This window comes from Acetobacter aceti, from assembly GCF_002005445.1.
Classification (GTDB): domain Bacteria; phylum Pseudomonadota; class Alphaproteobacteria; order Acetobacterales; family Acetobacteraceae; genus Acetobacter; species Acetobacter aceti_B.
Map to the genome: position 1 here is coordinate 2,114,700 of NZ_CP014692.1, position 16,122 is coordinate 2,130,821.

The following is a 16,122-nucleotide window of genomic DNA, read 5'->3' on the forward strand; positions in this document are numbered from 1 at the left end:
TGCCATGACCATACACAGCGCCACTCTCTGGCCAGACCGTCGTACGCTCTGGCGCTGGCATTTCTTCGCAGGGCTGTTCTGCCTGCCTTTTGTGGCTTTTCTCTCTCTGACCGGGGCGGTTTATCTTTTCAAACCCCAGATAGATGACTGGATTGACTGGCGATATGACCATCTGCCCATAGCCCTGTCGCCCTCTCCCGAGCGGGACGTTCAGACAGCCTTATCTGCAGTACCGCAGGGGACTTTTCTGGCTTATGAACTTCCCCGGACTTCGCAGAGTGCTGCGCGTGTTCTTGTCAACAGGCCGGACGGAGAAGCAGTACGGGTCTATGTGGACAGGAACACCCATACCGTTCTGAAAACTGTTCTGGAAGAAAGAAGATTTGAGCGGCTGGTTTTTCGGCTGCACGGCCAGTTGCTATTGGGCAATGTGGGTTCTGTCATTATGGAAATGGTTGCATCATGGACCATTGTGCTCATCGTGACAGGCCTGCTGCTCTGGTGGCCACGCCATCAGCGCGGACTGGCAGGCGTTGTCTATCCACGCCTTGGAACAAAGGGGCGAACCCGGTTGCGAGACCTCCACGCTGTCACTGGCGTGTGGATATCAGTCTTTCTGGTGTTATTCCTGGTATCTGGTCTTCCATGGTCTTTCGTCTGGGGCCATGCCCTGCAATCAGTCGAAAACACGGTTGGTCGCCAGACCTCTGTCAAGGACTGGGAAATTGGCGCTGTTCCAGCCGCCACGGTCATTGCCGGGCGCCCGGTCGGACAATCACAGAAACTTCCCGTAAAAGACAGTATGGATATGCCCGGCATGGACATGCCAGCCCCCTCCCCCTCGTTTCCTGAAGGAGATTTGCTGAGTAGTCTGGATACTGTTGTACAGACTGCGAGCACTCTTTCCCTGCCTGCTCCGGTGATCATTACGCGGTCTGGCTCTATGTGGACTGTGCGTTCCGACACACAAAACCGACCTTTACGGGAAAGTGTGACGGTAAAACCTGACGGCCATGTGACGGGGCAGACAACATTTGCCCAGAAAGGCCTTATGGACCGGATCATTGGATACGGCGTTGCGGCGCATGAGGGCCTGCTTTTTGGAGGGGTGAACCAAGCTATCAATCTTGTGGTGGCAACGGGATTACTGATGATGAGCAGTGCAGCAACAGTGTTATGGTTCAAGCGCAAACCTGTGGGATCCCTGGGTGCTCCGCCCGCCATGCCTTCTCAGAAATATGGAATTGTCGGTATTGCGACCCTTGTGATTCTGGGGCTGCTTCTACCGGAACTGGGGGCTGCATTACTTATTCTGGTTCTTGCAAACCGGATGTTTGCGAGATTAGGTCCGACCTGACATCAGGAGGATGGTAAAAGCCGTCTGAGTTCGCTTGCAATCTGATGAGCACTGGCATCAACGGGGATCATGCCAACCAGATGGTTTTGTCCATCCATGAGATAAAGAAGTGAACTATGATCAACGAGATAGCCTGAGCCATTGGGAGCATGACGTCGTGCTGAGACATGAAATGCCTTCATAACCGGCTCAAGCTGTCTTTCAGATCCGGTCAGGCCGACAATGCGAGGGGAGAAACGCTCAACGTACTCCTGTAAAATTTCAGGGGTATCACGTTCGGGATCAACTGAAATGAACACGGGAATAATGTTCTGTCCCCGCTTACCAAGCTCATCAAGAGCGGCTGACACAGTCGCAAGTGTCAACGGACAGACGTCCACACAATGTGTATAGCCAAAATACAGAAGCGTATAACGCCCCTCAAAAGCTGCCTGAGTGACGATCTGCCCGTGGCCATTCACCAGAGTGTAAGGCCCGCCAATCTGTGCATGCTGCTGCGACGTCAGAAATATTCTCAGGCCAACAGCCCCAGAAAACAGAAACAAGATGATACCAAGCAGAGGAAGTATCTTTTTCCACTCCTGCCGTCTGGAAAGGGGCACTGGCTTGGTTAATGCAACCTTTATGAGCTTCTTACGATTCATCGTGCCATCATAGCAAACAGTATGCCGAACGACAGCAATACATCCCTTTTCAATTTCAATGGCCGCTTTTTATTGCATTCAAACATAAAGCCGACATTCTGCTTTCCCCCGAACTTGTCATTCGTTGTTCGTCAGGCCGTTGATAACTCCACGTAACAAGTTCAGCAGTAATTCACTATTTTCAGCCGATAGATGCATGTGACTTCTGGCATTGATTGCTGCAACGGCGGCAGCGATATCCGGCAATCTGTCGGCCGCCGAAGAGGACAATGATATCAAGGCACTTCGCCGGTCATTCGGATCTGGAGCGCGTTGAATCAGTCCATCTCGTTCCATACGTGCGAGAGTCTTTGCCATGGTGGACTGCTCTACCGCAGCGAGACGCACCAGTTCACGCTGGGACTGCGGCTTTCCATCGGCGAGGGCAAAAATGACGGGCAGTTGTCCCGACATGAGGCCAAATGGCCGTAAGGCTTCGTCCATCTCACGCGCAAATAGCCTCGCCGCCCAGTTGACCATATAGCCAAGCGACTGTTCTCGGGACTGCCATTTATATGGCTTGCTATTTATATTCATGGCTAGCTATATAAATCTTCCGGGTTCATTGACGCAAGGACGGTAACATGCAGAACCTTCTCCGTCGCATCCACCCTCTGACAGGAGCGATGGCCATTCTGTGCATAGCCAGTTTCATGACAGCTTCCATCATTGCAGAACTATATGGAAATCCTCAGACCATGGCCGTCATCAGGCACGCCATTCTGTGGGGATTGCTGGTTCTCATTCCCTGCCTTGCTCTCACAGGCCTGTCTGGATACCGGGCAACAGGCACAGCGCCGCGCGGTCTGGCGCTTACGAAATTCAAACGCATGAGGGTCACTGGGCTCAACGGTATCTGTATCCTGGTCCCCTGTGCGTTTTTCCTTGCGCTCCGTGCGTCTGAATTAAAATTCGACCGATTATTTTATGAGGTTCAGTTCATTGAACTACTGGCAGGGTCAATCAACCTTGCGCTTCTCGGTATGAATTTTCGTGATGGACTACGGATGGCTCGATCCTGATGGATGTCAGGCATTTTGAGCTCTACACCCCAACCGGACATTCCACTCCCCCCAAAGCGCCATCCCTCAATACCGATACTGCCATAACAGCCCCACACTGCTCCCCGGATCGTTTTCCGGCGTGGTGAACCCTGTCACGTTTCCGCCTGTGCCGACCGTCGTATTGAGTTTCAGGTGTCTGGTCAGATCGACCTGCACCTGCGCCTGCGTGCCGCTGCCGGAAGTCGCCTGTTTCGCGCCAACATAGACGCCCTTCATCACGTACTTGCCAGCCTCGACACTTGCCCCGCCATTACCCACGCCTGAGCCACCGCCGAGGGCCAGACGATCCAGACCGAGGGTTTTGCGGACGGTTCCAAGCGGGTCAAAGCTCGAGCCTCCTGCGATGGTCGCCAGAGCCGCGCCGAGTTCGGCCATCTGCGTGGTGGACAGGGAATGCGAGTCCGTGCCGAACAGCAGCATCGCCAGAACCTGATCCTGCGGCAGGGAAGGAATGGATTCAAAAGTGATCTTCGGATCACTGGCGTAACCGCCGACTTTCAGCATGGCTGTCTGGCCACTGACATTGCGTTCGGCGACAAATTCCAGTGTCGGATCGAGCTTGTGGGAGACGCCGGTACCATCAAACCCGACACGGCCTTTTGTAAAGTTCAGCGTGATACCGCCAAGACTGAACAGGCCGCGCTTCATGTTGAAGCCGCCTTCCACGACCGGCTGGCTGGCCGTTCCCTTGACGCTGAGAAGACCGGCCATCTCAGCGTCCAGACCATGGCCACGCACGAAAAACTCACCCGGCGAGATCAGTTTCAGGTCCAGCCCGATGACCCGTTCGGTGGCTTTCTTCCCGGTTTCGGCAGGTTTGTCGCCGGGACGGATCACATTCAGCGTGGCGACCGAACTTGGCATGGAATTGGGAATATTGATTTCCACATGAGGCAGTCTGATCCCGCCCACCACGTCGATGCGTGTATCAGCCTGCCCTCTGACCGTAATGTCAGCGTCCATAAGAGCCGTCAGCAGATCACTGGCGACGGGCTGGGCCTTGCTCGCGGTCAGATGCAGATCGACCGGCATGCCCGGTGTGAACACGCCCACCGTGCCGTTCAAAGCCATCGTGCCTTTTCCGGCCCGAGCGGTGAAGGACTGGATGACCAGCCGTTCGTTCTCCGCCAGTACAGTCGCCTCGATATCCGAAAGATGCAGTCCCTGCGAGAAGTCCTGAATATCGCCCTTATGCAGCGTCAGGGAACCTCGGGCGGCCGGACGCGCAGCCGTGCCGCCCACGGTCATGTCGAAATTGACCTGCCCCAGCGCCTGTCGTCCGCTTGCTCCCAGCATGGCGTTGGCGAGGGACAGGTCCAGATTCCCACGTGTATGCAGATTGATCGGTCCGGTTCTGGAAGTCGGCACGGTGCCGTCCGCCGAAAGACTGACCTTCGGACCCGCGCCGGCGTGAGCATTCAGACGGGCGGTCGCGCCTGCCAGATCGGCCGTTGCCGCGATTTCAGCGGGAGGCAGCGAGGCAGCGTCGCCCGACATCATCCGCAGGCCGTGACCGTCGAGACGCACGGTGCCACGGGGCGCGGCGAGCGTGCCCGTCACCCTGGCGTCAGCGGACAGGGTGCCGGTTGCGCGCAGGTCAGGTGCGAATGGCTTGGCCAGCGCAGGAGTGACGTTCCTGATCGTACCTGTCAGATTCAGCGCGGGTTTGGCTGTGCCGGCAATGTCGATGCTGGCCGGAGCTACGCCCGGCGGCGCGACCGTGGCGCGAAGCCGGTCAACACCCAGCGTCTTGCCGTAGGAAACCTTGACGGGCGCTTCAAGCTTCAGGGATTCGCCCCTGGCGTTGGCCGTCAGACGGCTGACACGTACGCTCTGATCCGGAATATCGGCTACAGCAGCGAGTTCGAGCGCCGCCGGAGCGCCATACAGTTCGGAAAACCGACCGTTTGCATCAACGGCAATTGCGTTCTGTGGCCCTTTCACCGTCGCTCGCAGACCGCCTGCAATGGAGGGCGCGGCAACCCTGTCGAGTTGCAGGGACAGGTCCGCGCTGGGCGATCCTTCGGGATCATTGACGAAGCCGGTCAGTTTCAGGGCACCGATGCGATAGGGCATCATCGCCACATCGCCGGTTACGTTGATCGCGGCTTTCAGCGGGCTGCTGTCCGTGGCCGCCGTGCTTTTCAGCGAGGCCGCGAGTGTGCCGCTGACAGGCTGGCCAATCAGGTTTTTCAGATCCGCCAGTCTGGCCACTTTCAGATCGAATGTGCCGAGCGGAATCTTGCGTTTGGCAGGCAGTTCCAGCGCGCCGTCCCCATGCACGCTGTTCCAGTCCAGTCTGGTGATTTTCAGGGTCCGGTCGCCATCCTTGTCCTGCGCTGCCGCAAGATCGACGTTCAGAGGCGCTTTATCGAGCGTGCCTCCTGCGGTCAGATGCGCTGTCGGGGCGGTTGGCAGATGGTCGGCGACAAGGTCGAGTGTAATCGGACCGCGCGGCATTGTAGCCGTGCCGAAGTCACTGGCGAGATGCGCTTTCGCCGAAAGATCATCCGTTGGTCCGGAGGCGTCGAGATCAAGTTCCGCTGCGCCACGCAGCATCTTCGCCGCCGCTGACAGATCTGTCAGCGACAGACTGGTCTGTGCGGCATCCAGCGTGGTCTTGCTATTTTTTGTATGCGCCGTGGCGTTGGCTGTGAGATGCAGCGTGCGTCCATCGAGAGTGAACGTATCGAGATGAATGGCCTGCCCGTCATCCTTCTTGGTGAGGATCGCATGAGCCGCCAGCCTGCCAGTCGGACCGATCAGTCCGACCGCCTGTTCCAGCCCTTTAAGCGCGGCGATATTGCCGGTCAGAGCCACCGTCGTCGTGTCACCGGAGGCTTCCGGCAATGCGAAGCTCGCGGCAAGGTCGGCGTGTCCTTCCAGCTTCTGCCCGCCCGCCGCCGCGAGGGGAGCGAGATCAGGCAGGTTGAGGGTCGCATTCCCCTTGATGGCGGGCTTCGTGTCGGACTGCGCGTTGAGCTGAAGCAGTGGGTGCGTCAGCGCCAGCGCCACCTGTGCGGCCGGTGTGCTGGGCGCGTATGTGGCGTCCAGTTGCAAGGGCGCGCTGGCCAGCAAGGTTGGCGAGCCGCCGGGAATCCGCACTCCGGACGCGACCGCGTGCAGATGCAGCTGATCGAGAAACTCGCCCTGCCCTATTCCGTCAAAACTGGCATCAAGAGACCCGACCTGCGCCCCGCCTGCCGCAAGCTGCTTTACTGTCAGCGTTCCGGCTCCGGAGGGTGCGGTATAGGGGCCGCTCAGCTTGGCCGCGAGAGCAATGGACTGCCAGCCGATATTGTCGCTGAGCGACATGGTGGGTGCATTGAGAACTGCCGCGACATCAGCCTTACTGGCGATGAGGTTGAGCTTGCCCTTCACCGTGCTGGTGATGCTGCCTGCCTGCGCGCCGAAATCGAGAGCGGCAGCCTCCGTGGGACCAGCGAGATGCAGGGTCAGGGAGACCGGCGTGATCTCCGGCATCCTGCTCAGCCCCGCGACGATGCCGTCCTTGCCGTCATGAGCTGTCAGGTCGAGCGCCAGTGAGTGCGGTTCGGTCTTTGCCGCAACTTTCACCGCCCCTTCTGCGTCGAGACGCTTCAGATCGACCAGAATATCGGCCTCAGGAAGATCCTTGAAGGAAAGTCCGTTGATCAGCGCATCAAGTTCCGGAGCGGCTGCGTGACCTTGCAGGGAGAATGCCGCCGCCACTCCTGCGATGGGCGCACCAATTTCGATCCGCTTTGCATCAACCGTTCGGATGTCGATCCCGAGCCCGGTTCTGGTCGGGCCGCTGGAGGCTGCCGTGGCTGTGGAGCTGTCGCTAACCGGCAGACGTGGCAGAGCCAGCCGGTCGAAGCTGAGCGTGTCGACATGCAAGGTGCGGCCGACCATGCGGAGCGGCGACCAGTCGAGGCGCAGATTATCGATGGTGAGCCATATGCCTTTGGTATCACGCAGTTCGATACGCGTGATTTTCAGCGCGTCAGGAAACCGTCCGTGCAGCCCTGTCACCACAACCGTGTTGCCGGTCAGCGACGTTGCTTCCCGCTCGATGAAACGCCGTCCGGGATCAATATTCGCGCCAACAAGGACAACGCCCACGACCAGCACGGCGAGACCCGCAACGGAGGCGGCTGCGATCCCGCCGCCTCTGGCGATACGCCGTCCAAGGGAGCGGCGGCGCCCTGAAGGCATCGAGGGGTTTTCGGGGGGAGTATCAGGTGTCTTCGCGGACATCAGAAGGTTTCTCCCAGACCGATATAGAGTTCCCACCGGTCGCCACGCTGCTGACGGTTGAGGGGCACAGCCACGTCAATCCGCACCGGACCGATGGGCGTGAAATACCGCGCGCCTCCGCCAGCGCCGACCCGCACCGTGCCGGTAAACGGCGCGCTCCCCGACCCCACCTGTCCGGCATCCATGAAAGCGGCGGCTCCCCAGCTTTTGAAAAACCGCTGGCGGAACTCGACCGTACCTGCATCCAGAGACGTGCCACCGATCGCATATTTGGAGTTGGCGAACTGCGGACCGACCCCCTGATAACGGAAGCCACGGATGGTCGCCGTGCCGCCGCCATACAGGCGCTGATCGGGAGGGATGTCGTAGGTGGAAGCCCCCTGCACGCTGCCCACGATTCCCCGGAATGCGAAGACGCTGCGTCCTGGTTGTGTCAGGCCCAGCCTTGCAAGATCGAAATAGGTCGAGGCATTGGCCTGCAGCAGGGCAAAGAAGCGCGTTCCGTGATTGAAGGAGGCTGACGGTGTGACGCTCAGGGACAGGCGGACACCATGAGTCGCCGGGTCGAGCGGAGAAGGAAGATCCGTGGTGTCATAGTTGGCGCTGAGCGGCGCGAAGATGAGGGAATAGGCGCGGCTCACGCCGAACTGCTCGATCTTTTCCTGCTCTGCCGCAATCCCGTAGGACACGTTCCAGCGTTTGCTGAGCTGCCGGACGATACCTCCCCTCAGAATGATGGCGGTCTGGCGGTAGGAATAGAAAAGCTGACGAATCCCTTCGATTCTGAAACTGGCGTTCTGACGGCGGCCGGGGAAATCAGGCTTGAAGAGATCGGCATAAACATCATAGCCAAGCCCCTGCTGGGCCGTTCCCCCGACACCCGTGACCAGCGCCGTGAGTTTCAGGCGTTCGGCGTTCCCGAAAAGATTGTGATGCGTCCAGGACGCGCCGACGCGGCCACCGAGATCAGTGGAATAGCCGGCTTCGGCTCCCACTGTATGACGCTTGGCTTCCTTGAAACTGAACGCCAGCGGCATGCTTCCGTCGGGCGCCAGCTTCGGCGCATCCTTCACGCCCACCGTCGAGAAGATTCCGAGTGACGCCAGATCCTGCCGGGCGTCTTCAATTCTGGAAGGCTGGTAGAGCTGCCCAGACGCAATCGTCAGACGTTTATGGACAAATCGGGGGTTGGTGTAATCGAGCCCGTTCAGCGTGATCTTTCCGATATCCGCTTTTGGCCCGATGGTGACGGGATACATCAGATCAAGCGTTCTTGAACCGGGCTGAAGCCAGGCGGTCGGCACATCAACCCTGGCAAGCGGATGGCCTTCTTCCCTGAGCGTATCATTCAGCCGGCTGGCGGCTTCCAGCACGTCGGTTGCGACCGCAGGCTTACCGGGTTTCATCCCGAAGGCCTTCTGCTCGCTTTCGGAAAGAGAAACCGGTTTCCTGCTTTCCGGCTCGACAAGCTTGATGGAACCAACATGAAAGAGCGGACCTGTCTTCGCACTGATCCTGATGGAAAGGACCTGTCCTGACGGCATGGACGCCAACCACAGAGGCAGACCGACATCCTGTCCGTCCATGGAAATCTGCGGGGGAACAGTGGCGCCTTTCGGACGGTCCACTGTAATGGTGATCCTGCCGTCGTAAAAACCAAAGCTCTCGAGGGCCGTATTCAGACGGGCGTATTCGTTCCTGATCCGTCCTGCGAGCGCGAAGGGGCCGACCGCATGGGTCTTCTGGAGATTCAGCAGGTCAGAGGAAGATGTCAGGACAGAATCGACATCGGCAGTGCCGGTCGGGTTGATTTTCGTCGTGTAGGAAACTGTCGGCCCTACAGGTTCCGGGGTCTTCACCTTGTGCTTTTTCGCCTCGTCACTGGCAGCCAGAGAGGGTTGGCCTGCGCTCAGAAGGACAACGAAAACAGATATGACAGTGCGCCACGTCCTGCCGTCACACAGCCGACGGCGTCTGACGGCGCTATGCTTCCCCTGACCGCACGTCTTCTTGTCGTGGGCGTACGGAGGTGTCGGGGTGGTGACGAAGGCGGACATCGGACTCTTAATGACAAGAATTTCCTCAGCAGACGAGATGAATGCGGCCTTTTTTTACGAGGATCCATGTCGTTTTTGGGGTTTGCGGCTCATCCGTTGTCGAAATTCGTAATTTGGGGGTATGAAAAGGGATGCATTCAATGATCCTTCTTTCCCTCCCTTACGGAGAGGCGTATGCGCGCCGCCGCTAAACTTTCCTCTGACCTGCCCCATCTGAAAAGACGCGGCCCGCCGTTCCGGATCGACGCCGCCGAGCTGGACCGGATCGACGCGAAAGAGCGGAAACAGGCGCAGCGCAGTCTGTTCCGACGCATCCGCGGTGTCGCCAGACTGCTCGCCATCGCAACATGGGTGCCGTTATCCGTCGGGTTCGAGGCTGTGCTTCTGATAGTGCCCGGCAACTCCAAGGTCCGCTGGACACGGGTGATCTGGGGCGGCCTGTGCCGCCTGCTGTCCCTGAAGATCAATGTCATCGGACGCAAGGCGGGCAAGGTTACGGGACCAAAATCCCGTGAGCGCGGCGAACGGCCGATCATCTATATTTCGAACCATTCGAGCTGGATCGACGTACTGGTCCTCGGCACAATTCTTCCCTCCGTCTTTGTCGCCAAGGGAGATATTGAACACTGGCCCGTCATGGGGCTGATCTCCAGGATCGGGCGCACCATTTTCGTCAGCCGGCAACGCAACACCACGGGTCGTGAACGCGACGAGATGACGTCCCGGCTGGCCGGAGGCGACAATCTGGTGCTGTTTCCGGAAGGCACCTCCTCTGATGGATCGCGCGTTCTCCCGTTCATGTCAGCCTTTTTCGCCATTGCGAAGCCGCCTCGCCTGCGGGAATCCGACGCCTCGCAGATTCTGCCTGATTTTCGACCGGGCATGACGCCACTGATCCAGCCAGTTTCCGTGGTTTATGACAGACTCGACGGGTTTCGGATCGGAAAGGCTCGCCGGACCGTATTTTCCTGGTATGGCGACATGGATCTCGGTCCTCACGTCTGGCAGTTGGTGAAACGGAAATCCATGCGCGCCACCGTTCTGCTGCACCCTCCCCTCGATCCCGAGGACTTCCCGAGTCGCAAGGCGCTGGCGCAGGCGGCATGGCGTGCCGTGACAGAAGGCGCCGCCCGTCTTCGTCAGAATGACGAACCCGATGCGCCTGAATGGCAGGCGAAACTCCATGGGCCTGCACAACCATCACGGAGCCGTGAAAACAAAAGGTTTTCTTGACAAACTCTTTGTATCTTTCGCCTGATGGAGACTGAAGGTTGGCCGGAGCAGCTCTGGCGACAGTCCCCAGCGTGAAGAGAGGTTCATGGCTTGATTGCCTTTCGCACTTCTTCTGCTTCTTCAGCCGGCCAAACCGGCGTCATGAGCTTCTGCCCTTGACCCGGACGCCCGCATTCAGGATTCCTCCCTCCGTCGCGCGGAATGGTCCGGCGGCGTGCCGGAACGAGCCTGAACTGTGACGACTGATTTCTCCATCAAACCCCATAGCGCCAACGCGTCCGACGTCCGCCCCAACACCCGTGGCCTGCACATGATCACGTGGGGCTGTCAGATGAACGTGTATGACAGCGCCCGCATGACCGATGTCCTGCGTCCGCTCGGCTATGCGCCGGTGGATGATCCCGCACAGGCGGACATGATCATTCTCAACACCTGCCACATCCGTGACCGGGCCGCCGAAAAGGTGTTTTCCGAACTGGGAAGGCTCCGGCACATCAAGGAGGAGCGCAGCACGGAAGGTCGGCAGACTGTTCTGGCTGTGGCGGGCTGTGTCGCACAGGCCGAGGGCGAGCAGATCCTCAAACGCGCGCCCTATGTGGACATCGTGCTCGGCCCGCAGACCTATCACCGCCTGCCGGAGATGGTCGCCCGCGCCGCCCGCGCCGGTGGTTCGGTCATCGACACGGATTTTCCTGCCGAGCAGAAGTTCGACTTTCTGCCCGACAGCGAAGCGCCACAGACCGCAGGCAATGTCACAGCCTTCCTCACGGTGCAGGAAGGCTGTGACAAGTTCTGCTCGTTCTGCGTGGTGCCTTACACGCGCGGCGCGGAAGCCAGCCGTCCCGTCGCCTCCGTTCTCGCGGAAGCCCGGCGCATGGTCGCCAGCGGCGTGCGCGAACTGACCCTGCTCGGGCAGAACGTCAATGCCTATCATGGTGAAGGTCCGGACGGCGGCGCATGGAGCCTCGCCCGGCTGGCCTATGCGCTGGCGGAGATTCCGGGTCTGGAGCGTATCCGCTACATGACCTCCCACCCGCGCGACATGGGCGATGACCTGATCATGGCCCATCGTGACCTGCCAGCGCTGATGCCATTCCTGCATCTGCCCGTGCAGGCCGGTTCGGACAAGATTCTCAAGGCGATGAACCGGGGCCATACGGCGGACGAATATCGTCGTCTCGTTGAGCGTCTCCGGCAGGTGCGTCCGGATCTGGCCCTGTCCTCCGATTTCATTGTCGGACATCCGGGTGAAACCGACGAGGATTTCGAGGCGACCATGCAGCTTATCCGCGATGTCGGGTTCGCTCTGGCCTACTCGTTCAAATATTCGATCCGGCCGGGAACTCCGGCGGCTGGCGCGCCGTTGCAGGTAGCGGAAGCCGTCAAGGATGAGCGTCTTCAGGCATTGCAGGCGCTGCTGCGCGAACAACAGGACTCCTTCAACGACGCCGTTGTGGATGTTGTCGCGCCGGTCCTGTTTACAGGTCGGGGCCGGAAGCCGGGCCAGATGGTCGGCCGGTCCCCATGGCTTCAGCCGGTTCATGTCGATGGACCGGATGATCTGGTCGGCAGGACGGTTCCTGTCCTGATCACAGAACGACGCAGCAACTCGCTGGTCGGAACGCTTGTCGAGGAGTGTATGCCCGCTTGACCCAGCCCATCGCACCCGGAACCTCCCAGCCCCGTCACAAGGGCTCCTCCCCCTCTCCAGCAAGGGACATGTCGCGCACGACAACCCTTCAGTTCGGAGATAACGCCCTTCTGGCGCAACTGGTCGGCGACCACGACCGGCATCTGCGTCACATGGCGGAAGCTCTGGGAGTGCGCATTGCCTGCAAGGGCAACCGGATTGCGATTGTTGGTGAACCGGGACGTACGGCGCTGGCGCATTCCGCGCTGACGACCCTCTACCGCAAGCTGGAACGCGGCACGCCGATCAATACGGATGAGATCGACGCCGCCATCCGTCTCTCCGACATTCACGCAGCCCTGCGCGATCAGGTGCCCGGTCAGACGCCGGAAGCCGCCAGCGAAGTCGAGACGAAACCGAACGGCCCACGACTGATGATCAATGATCTCCCGGCCATCCGAACCCGCCGGGGCGCCATCGAGCCGCGCTCGCCGGGTCAGGCCGCCTATATGGAGATGCTGGCGCGCAACGAGATGGTGTTCGGCGTCGGTCCTGCCGGAACCGGCAAGACCTACCTCGCAGTGGCGCAGGCGGTGGCCATGCTGCAATCCGGTCAGGTGGATCGGATCATCCTCTCACGGCCTGCCGTCGAAGCCGGCGAGCGGCTGGGCTTCCTGCCGGGCGACCTGAAGGAAAAGATCGACCCCTATCTGCGCCCGCTCTACGACGCGCTGCATGACATGATGCCCGGCGATCAGGTGACCCGGCGCATGGCGACCGGCGACATCGAGGTCGCGCCCCTCGCCTTCATGCGTGGCCGTACACTGGCGCACGCCTACGTGATTCTCGACGAAGCACAGAACACCACGCCCGCTCAGATGAAGATGTTCCTGACCCGTATGGGCAACGGCACCCGCATGGTCGTGACCGGCGATCTCAGTCAGGTTGACCTGCCGTCCGGCACGACTTCCGGATTGCAGGACGCCCTCGATACACTGGAAGGCGTGCAGGGTATCGCCGTCAATCGCTTTGACGCGAGAGACGTTGTGCGGCACAGACTGGTCGCGCGCATTGTTGATGCGTATGATGACAAGAAGACGGTGGAACGGGAGACCTCCCGCAACAACAGATTCCGCCGGGAGCACAATGGAACCGCCAAGTACTGACAGCTACGCTCACCAGAGCGTGGCGGACGGCGAGCCCTCCCCTTTCGGGGCGGGGCTCTTCCCCTTTCCTCCCATCCCGTGGGAGGATGATAGCGACACGGACGGCAATGGTCCCGAGATCATTGTCGAGGATGCGGGGTGGCGCGCCGTCGTCCCCCACGTCGAACGACTGGTCCGACGCGCCAGCAACGCCAGCCTCATCTGGATGGAGCGTCGCTTCTCCGGAGTGGCTCTTGTGCTTCCGGAAACGATCGTCCTGTCTTCGGACAGGATTGTGAAGACGCTCAATGCGCGTCATCGCGGACGCAACAAGCCAACGAACGTCCTGACATTCGAGCCGCCACCCGGCTACCCCGGTGGAGAAATCATTCTTGCTCTGGGTGTCGTCTGCCGGGAAGCACGGGCCGCCAGAAAGCCTGTCTCCCATCATCTGGCGCACCTGATCGCCCACGGTGTGCTCCATCTCAGCGGCCATGATCATCATGAAGCTGGCGATGCACGACGTATGGAGATGGAAGAAGTCCGTGTTCTGGCGATGATGGGCCTACCCAACCCGTGGAAGTCCCGGACATGAGCGACACAGACCATTCCAGCGGTCCGAACGGATCACAGAAACCTCGCAAGGGTCTGCTCTCTCTCTTCGGACGCAAGAAAGATCAGGGAGTCCGGCACTCCATCGCCGCACTGGTGCAGGAAGCGGCAGACGCTGGCGAAAGCGGCGATGAAACCCCGGAACTGGACCGTCAGGAACGGGCGCTGATCGCCAATGTGCTGCGTCTGCGTGAAACCAGCGCGGATGACGTGATGGTGCCGCGTGCGGACATTGTGGCGATGCCTGCCGATATCAGCCTCGACGACGCACTGGCGATGATGCGGCGTGAGAATCACTCACGCATGCCGGTCTATCGCGGGCAGCTCGACGATATTGTCGGGATGATCCATGTGAAGGATCTGATCGCCTATGTCGGCACCAGCGAGGCGTTCAATCTGGAGACTCTGCTTCGTCAGCCGCTGATGATCGCACCGCAGATGCCGGTACTCGACCTGCTGCTGATGATGCGGCAGAGACAGGTCCATCTGGCGCTCGTGATCGACGAATATGGCGGTATCGACGGTCTCGTCACCATCGAGGATCTGGTCGAAACGATTGTCGGCGATATCTCGGATGAACATGACGAACCCACGGTCGCTCTGATTGTCGAACGCCCCGACAGCTCCTTCGACGTGGACGCCCGCTGTCCGGTGGAGACGTTCGAGGAGCAGATCGGTCCGATCCTGACAGACTCAGAGCGGGAAGCGGAGATCGAGACCATTGGTGGTCTGGTTTTCCGTCTTGCAGGGCATGTCCCGACACGCGGTGAGGTTTTCAATCACGAAAACGATTTCGTTTTCCGTGTTCTGGATGCTGACGCCCGTCATATCCGCAAGGTGCGCGTGCGTCGCCCGGTAGAAGAAAAACCTGTGACGGCAACAGGAACAGCCGCGTAATACCCCGAAACCTCCTGTTCCACGGAAGCCCGGATTCAGTGTGGAACAGAGGGGGTCTTTCAGGATAACGGCTGCTCAGGCCGTCAGGTTCCTAAAACGCGCCAGATCGGACTGACCGGCAAACAGGAACAGCATGTAATAGTCGAGGTAATGCCGTCTGTTACGCGCTACCCGTGTATAAAAGGGATAGACAGGAAACGGGCCGGACATCCCTTCAGGACGAGGTTCGCTTTCCAGCACGCATCTGGCCCGGAACAGCGGAACGTAGAGCGCTGAGTCATCGTCCTGACGCCTGCGCACATGATAAAGATTTTTTCGAAAGTTCTTCAGTTTGTCAGGAAGGATAAAGACGATCCCCTTCTCGATAAACGGTCGGGGAAATTCCTCCTCCCGCATGTAATGCAGCCCTTCCGGCATGTCACAGAACCAGGGATAATCCTGAACGATCACGCTCCGTCCCCGCTCACGGCAATACAGCCCCAGCCCGTCCGTCAGATAATGCGTGACGTGTCATCCGATACCCGCAAAAACAGTGAGATTAGAATGTTCCAACGCATAATCTGACTCATCTGGATACATGACGGGTATTCAAACCGCGTTTTTGACACATAAAACGAGCTCGTCCCTACAAAGGAGACGGGTCCGCCATTCCCTTCGTCTGCACCATACCGAGCATTTTCCCGCGCTCTAAACGTGGACTGGCTGCAACAGGCTGATATGCTTTTTCAGACGTCTCACCTTTCAGTCGTCTGAAAGCCCGAACTGGCTGGGATACGGCATGGCGTTTCTGCCCAGCTTCTTCTTTTTCCACTCAGCCATCGCCCTGTTATACTCGACATGACGCAAGGCAAACTGCAGCGCTTCTTCATGGCGTTCATTGCTGGCGTCCATCATGTTACGACGCCAACCCGCCGCAATGAGCCAATACTCACCAGCAAGCCGCCAGGAACCAGCCCGCTGATGCTCCTCGGCCAGCCGCTCAAGCCCGTGATACCTGTTATTCGGGTTGGCGAGCGCTTCCGGTGTGAGGATGAAATCGTCGCCTCTCCATAGGAACGTCGATTTCATATAGGGAAACTGCCGGGTAAGGGCTCCCGGGTCACCGAAATGTTCCTTGATCAGCATCGGAACCAGCCTGTCGTAAGACCTACGCCATTCGCACTGCACAAACCGCTCCTTGAAGACCATGTTGAAGAGTGTTGCTT

General features: G+C 59.4%; 13 protein-coding genes. 7 read left to right on the forward strand and 6 right to left on the reverse strand.

All coding sequences use genetic code 11. The annotated features are described in order from the left end of the window. The first annotated feature begins 4 nt into the window (after positions 1–4). Positions 5–1,357 carry a PepSY-associated TM helix domain-containing protein gene (locus tag A0U92_RS09570; RefSeq protein ID WP_077813020.1) on the forward strand — a complete coding sequence of 451 codons (1,353 nt, stop codon included), beginning with the start codon at positions 5–7 and terminating at the stop codon, positions 1,355–1,357. 2 nt (positions 1,358–1,359) lie between these two features. Here A0U92_RS09570 and A0U92_RS09575 read toward each other — a convergent pair whose 3' ends face one another. Together A0U92_RS09575 and A0U92_RS09580 are read right to left on the reverse strand one after the other, a co-directional pair. Further along, positions 1,360–2,001 carry an SCO family protein gene (locus A0U92_RS09575; RefSeq protein WP_077813021.1) on the reverse strand — a complete coding sequence of 214 codons (642 nt, stop codon included), beginning with the start codon at positions 1,999–2,001 and terminating at the stop codon, positions 1,360–1,362. Positions 2,002–2,118: 117 nt separating this feature from the next. After that, on the reverse strand, positions 2,119–2,577 hold the full coding sequence (locus tag A0U92_RS09580) for a MarR family winged helix-turn-helix transcriptional regulator (RefSeq protein ID WP_077813022.1): 459 nt from the start codon (positions 2,575–2,577) through the stop codon (positions 2,119–2,121). Positions 2,578–2,624: 47 nt separating this feature from the next. On the opposite strand from A0U92_RS09580, the gene A0U92_RS09585 reads away from it, so the two are divergent. Continuing rightward, a complete protein-coding gene (locus A0U92_RS09585; RefSeq protein WP_236748073.1) occupies positions 2,625–3,062 on the forward strand; it encodes a hypothetical protein in 438 nt (145 codons plus the stop codon). Positions 3,063–3,128: 66 nt separating this feature from the next. Here A0U92_RS09585 and A0U92_RS09590 read toward each other — a convergent pair whose 3' ends face one another. Both A0U92_RS09590 and A0U92_RS09595 read right to left on the reverse strand, forming a co-directional pair. Then, positions 3,129–7,343 carry a translocation/assembly module TamB domain-containing protein gene (locus A0U92_RS09590; protein WP_077813023.1) on the reverse strand — a complete coding sequence of 1,405 codons (4,215 nt, stop codon included), beginning with the start codon at positions 7,341–7,343 and terminating at the stop codon, positions 3,129–3,131. Next, positions 7,343–9,400 carry an autotransporter assembly complex protein TamA gene (locus A0U92_RS09595; protein WP_236748074.1) on the reverse strand — a complete coding sequence of 686 codons (2,058 nt, stop codon included), beginning with the start codon at positions 9,398–9,400 and terminating at the stop codon, positions 7,343–7,345. Before A0U92_RS09595 ends, A0U92_RS09590 begins: the two co-directional genes overlap by 1 nt. 174 nt (positions 9,401–9,574) lie before the next feature. Here A0U92_RS09595 and A0U92_RS09600 point away from each other — a divergent pair, with 174 nt between their 5' ends. The 5 genes from A0U92_RS09600 to A0U92_RS09620 all read left to right on the forward strand — a co-directional run bounded on the left by A0U92_RS09600 (position 9,575) and on the right by A0U92_RS09620 (position 14,917). Next, the gene (locus tag A0U92_RS09600; protein WP_077813024.1) at positions 9,575–10,633 is read left to right on the forward strand and encodes a lysophospholipid acyltransferase family protein; all 1,059 of its coding nucleotides are present in this window, start codon (positions 9,575–9,577) and stop codon (positions 10,631–10,633) included. A 310-nt stretch (positions 10,634–10,943) separates the two neighbouring features. Continuing rightward, entirely contained in the window at positions 10,944–12,284 is a 1,341-nt protein-coding gene (gene miaB, locus A0U92_RS09605; protein ID WP_236748361.1) for a tRNA (N6-isopentenyl adenosine(37)-C2)-methylthiotransferase MiaB, read from the forward strand. Positions 12,285–12,352: 68 nt separating this feature from the next. Next, positions 12,353–13,429: a PhoH family protein gene (locus A0U92_RS09610; RefSeq protein WP_077813026.1), complete on the forward strand. Its 1,077-nt coding sequence runs from the start codon at positions 12,353–12,355 to the stop codon at positions 13,427–13,429. After that, a complete protein-coding gene (ybeY, locus tag A0U92_RS09615; RefSeq protein ID WP_077813027.1) occupies positions 13,410–14,003 on the forward strand; it encodes an rRNA maturation RNase YbeY in 594 nt (197 codons plus the stop codon). Before A0U92_RS09610 ends, ybeY begins: the two co-directional genes overlap by 20 nt. Further along, entirely contained in the window at positions 14,000–14,917 is a 918-nt protein-coding gene (locus A0U92_RS09620) for a hemolysin family protein (RefSeq protein WP_077813028.1), read from the forward strand. Before ybeY ends, A0U92_RS09620 begins: the two co-directional genes overlap by 4 nt. 75 nt (positions 14,918–14,992) lie before the next feature. On the opposite strand, the gene A0U92_RS09625 is transcribed toward A0U92_RS09620, so the two are convergent. Together A0U92_RS09625 and A0U92_RS09630 are read right to left on the reverse strand one after the other, a co-directional pair. Further along, the gene (locus A0U92_RS09625) at positions 14,993–15,367 is read right to left on the reverse strand and encodes a hypothetical protein (RefSeq protein ID WP_408736081.1); all 375 of its coding nucleotides are present in this window, start codon (positions 15,365–15,367) and stop codon (positions 14,993–14,995) included. 291 nt (positions 15,368–15,658) lie between these two features. Then, entirely contained in the window at positions 15,659–16,084 is a 426-nt protein-coding gene (locus A0U92_RS09630; protein WP_236748075.1) for a hypothetical protein, read from the reverse strand. Positions 16,085–16,122: the final 38 nt, after the last annotated feature.

Bases quoted from the DNA above. Each gene is read 5' to 3' on its own strand.
- A0U92_RS09575 (WP_077813021.1), bottom strand. From the start codon at position 2,001: ATGAATCGTAAGAAGCTCATAAAGGTTGCATTAACCAAGCCAGTGCCC.
- A0U92_RS09590 (WP_077813023.1), bottom strand. From the start codon at position 7,343: ATGTCCGCGAAGACACCTGATACTCCCCCCGAAAACCCCTCGATGCCT.
- A0U92_RS09600 (WP_077813024.1), top strand. From the start codon at position 9,575: ATGCGCGCCGCCGCTAAACTTTCCTCTGACCTGCCCCATCTGAAAAGA.
- A0U92_RS09580 (WP_077813022.1), bottom strand. From the start codon at position 2,577: ATGAATATAAATAGCAAGCCATATAAATGGCAGTCCCGAGAACAGTCG.
- A0U92_RS09585 (WP_236748073.1), top strand. From the start codon at position 2,625: ATGCAGAACCTTCTCCGTCGCATCCACCCTCTGACAGGAGCGATGGCC.
- miaB (WP_236748361.1), top strand. From the start codon at position 10,944: ATGATCACGTGGGGCTGTCAGATGAACGTGTATGACAGCGCCCGCATG.
- ybeY (WP_077813027.1), top strand. From the start codon at position 13,410: ATGGAACCGCCAAGTACTGACAGCTACGCTCACCAGAGCGTGGCGGAC.
- A0U92_RS09610 (WP_077813026.1), top strand. From the start codon at position 12,353: ATGTCGCGCACGACAACCCTTCAGTTCGGAGATAACGCCCTTCTGGCG.
- A0U92_RS09620 (WP_077813028.1), top strand. From the start codon at position 14,000: ATGAGCGACACAGACCATTCCAGCGGTCCGAACGGATCACAGAAACCT.
- A0U92_RS09595 (WP_236748074.1), bottom strand. From the start codon at position 9,400: ATGTCCGCCTTCGTCACCACCCCGACACCTCCGTACGCCCACGACAAG.
- A0U92_RS09570 (WP_077813020.1), top strand. From the start codon at position 5: ATGACCATACACAGCGCCACTCTCTGGCCAGACCGTCGTACGCTCTGG.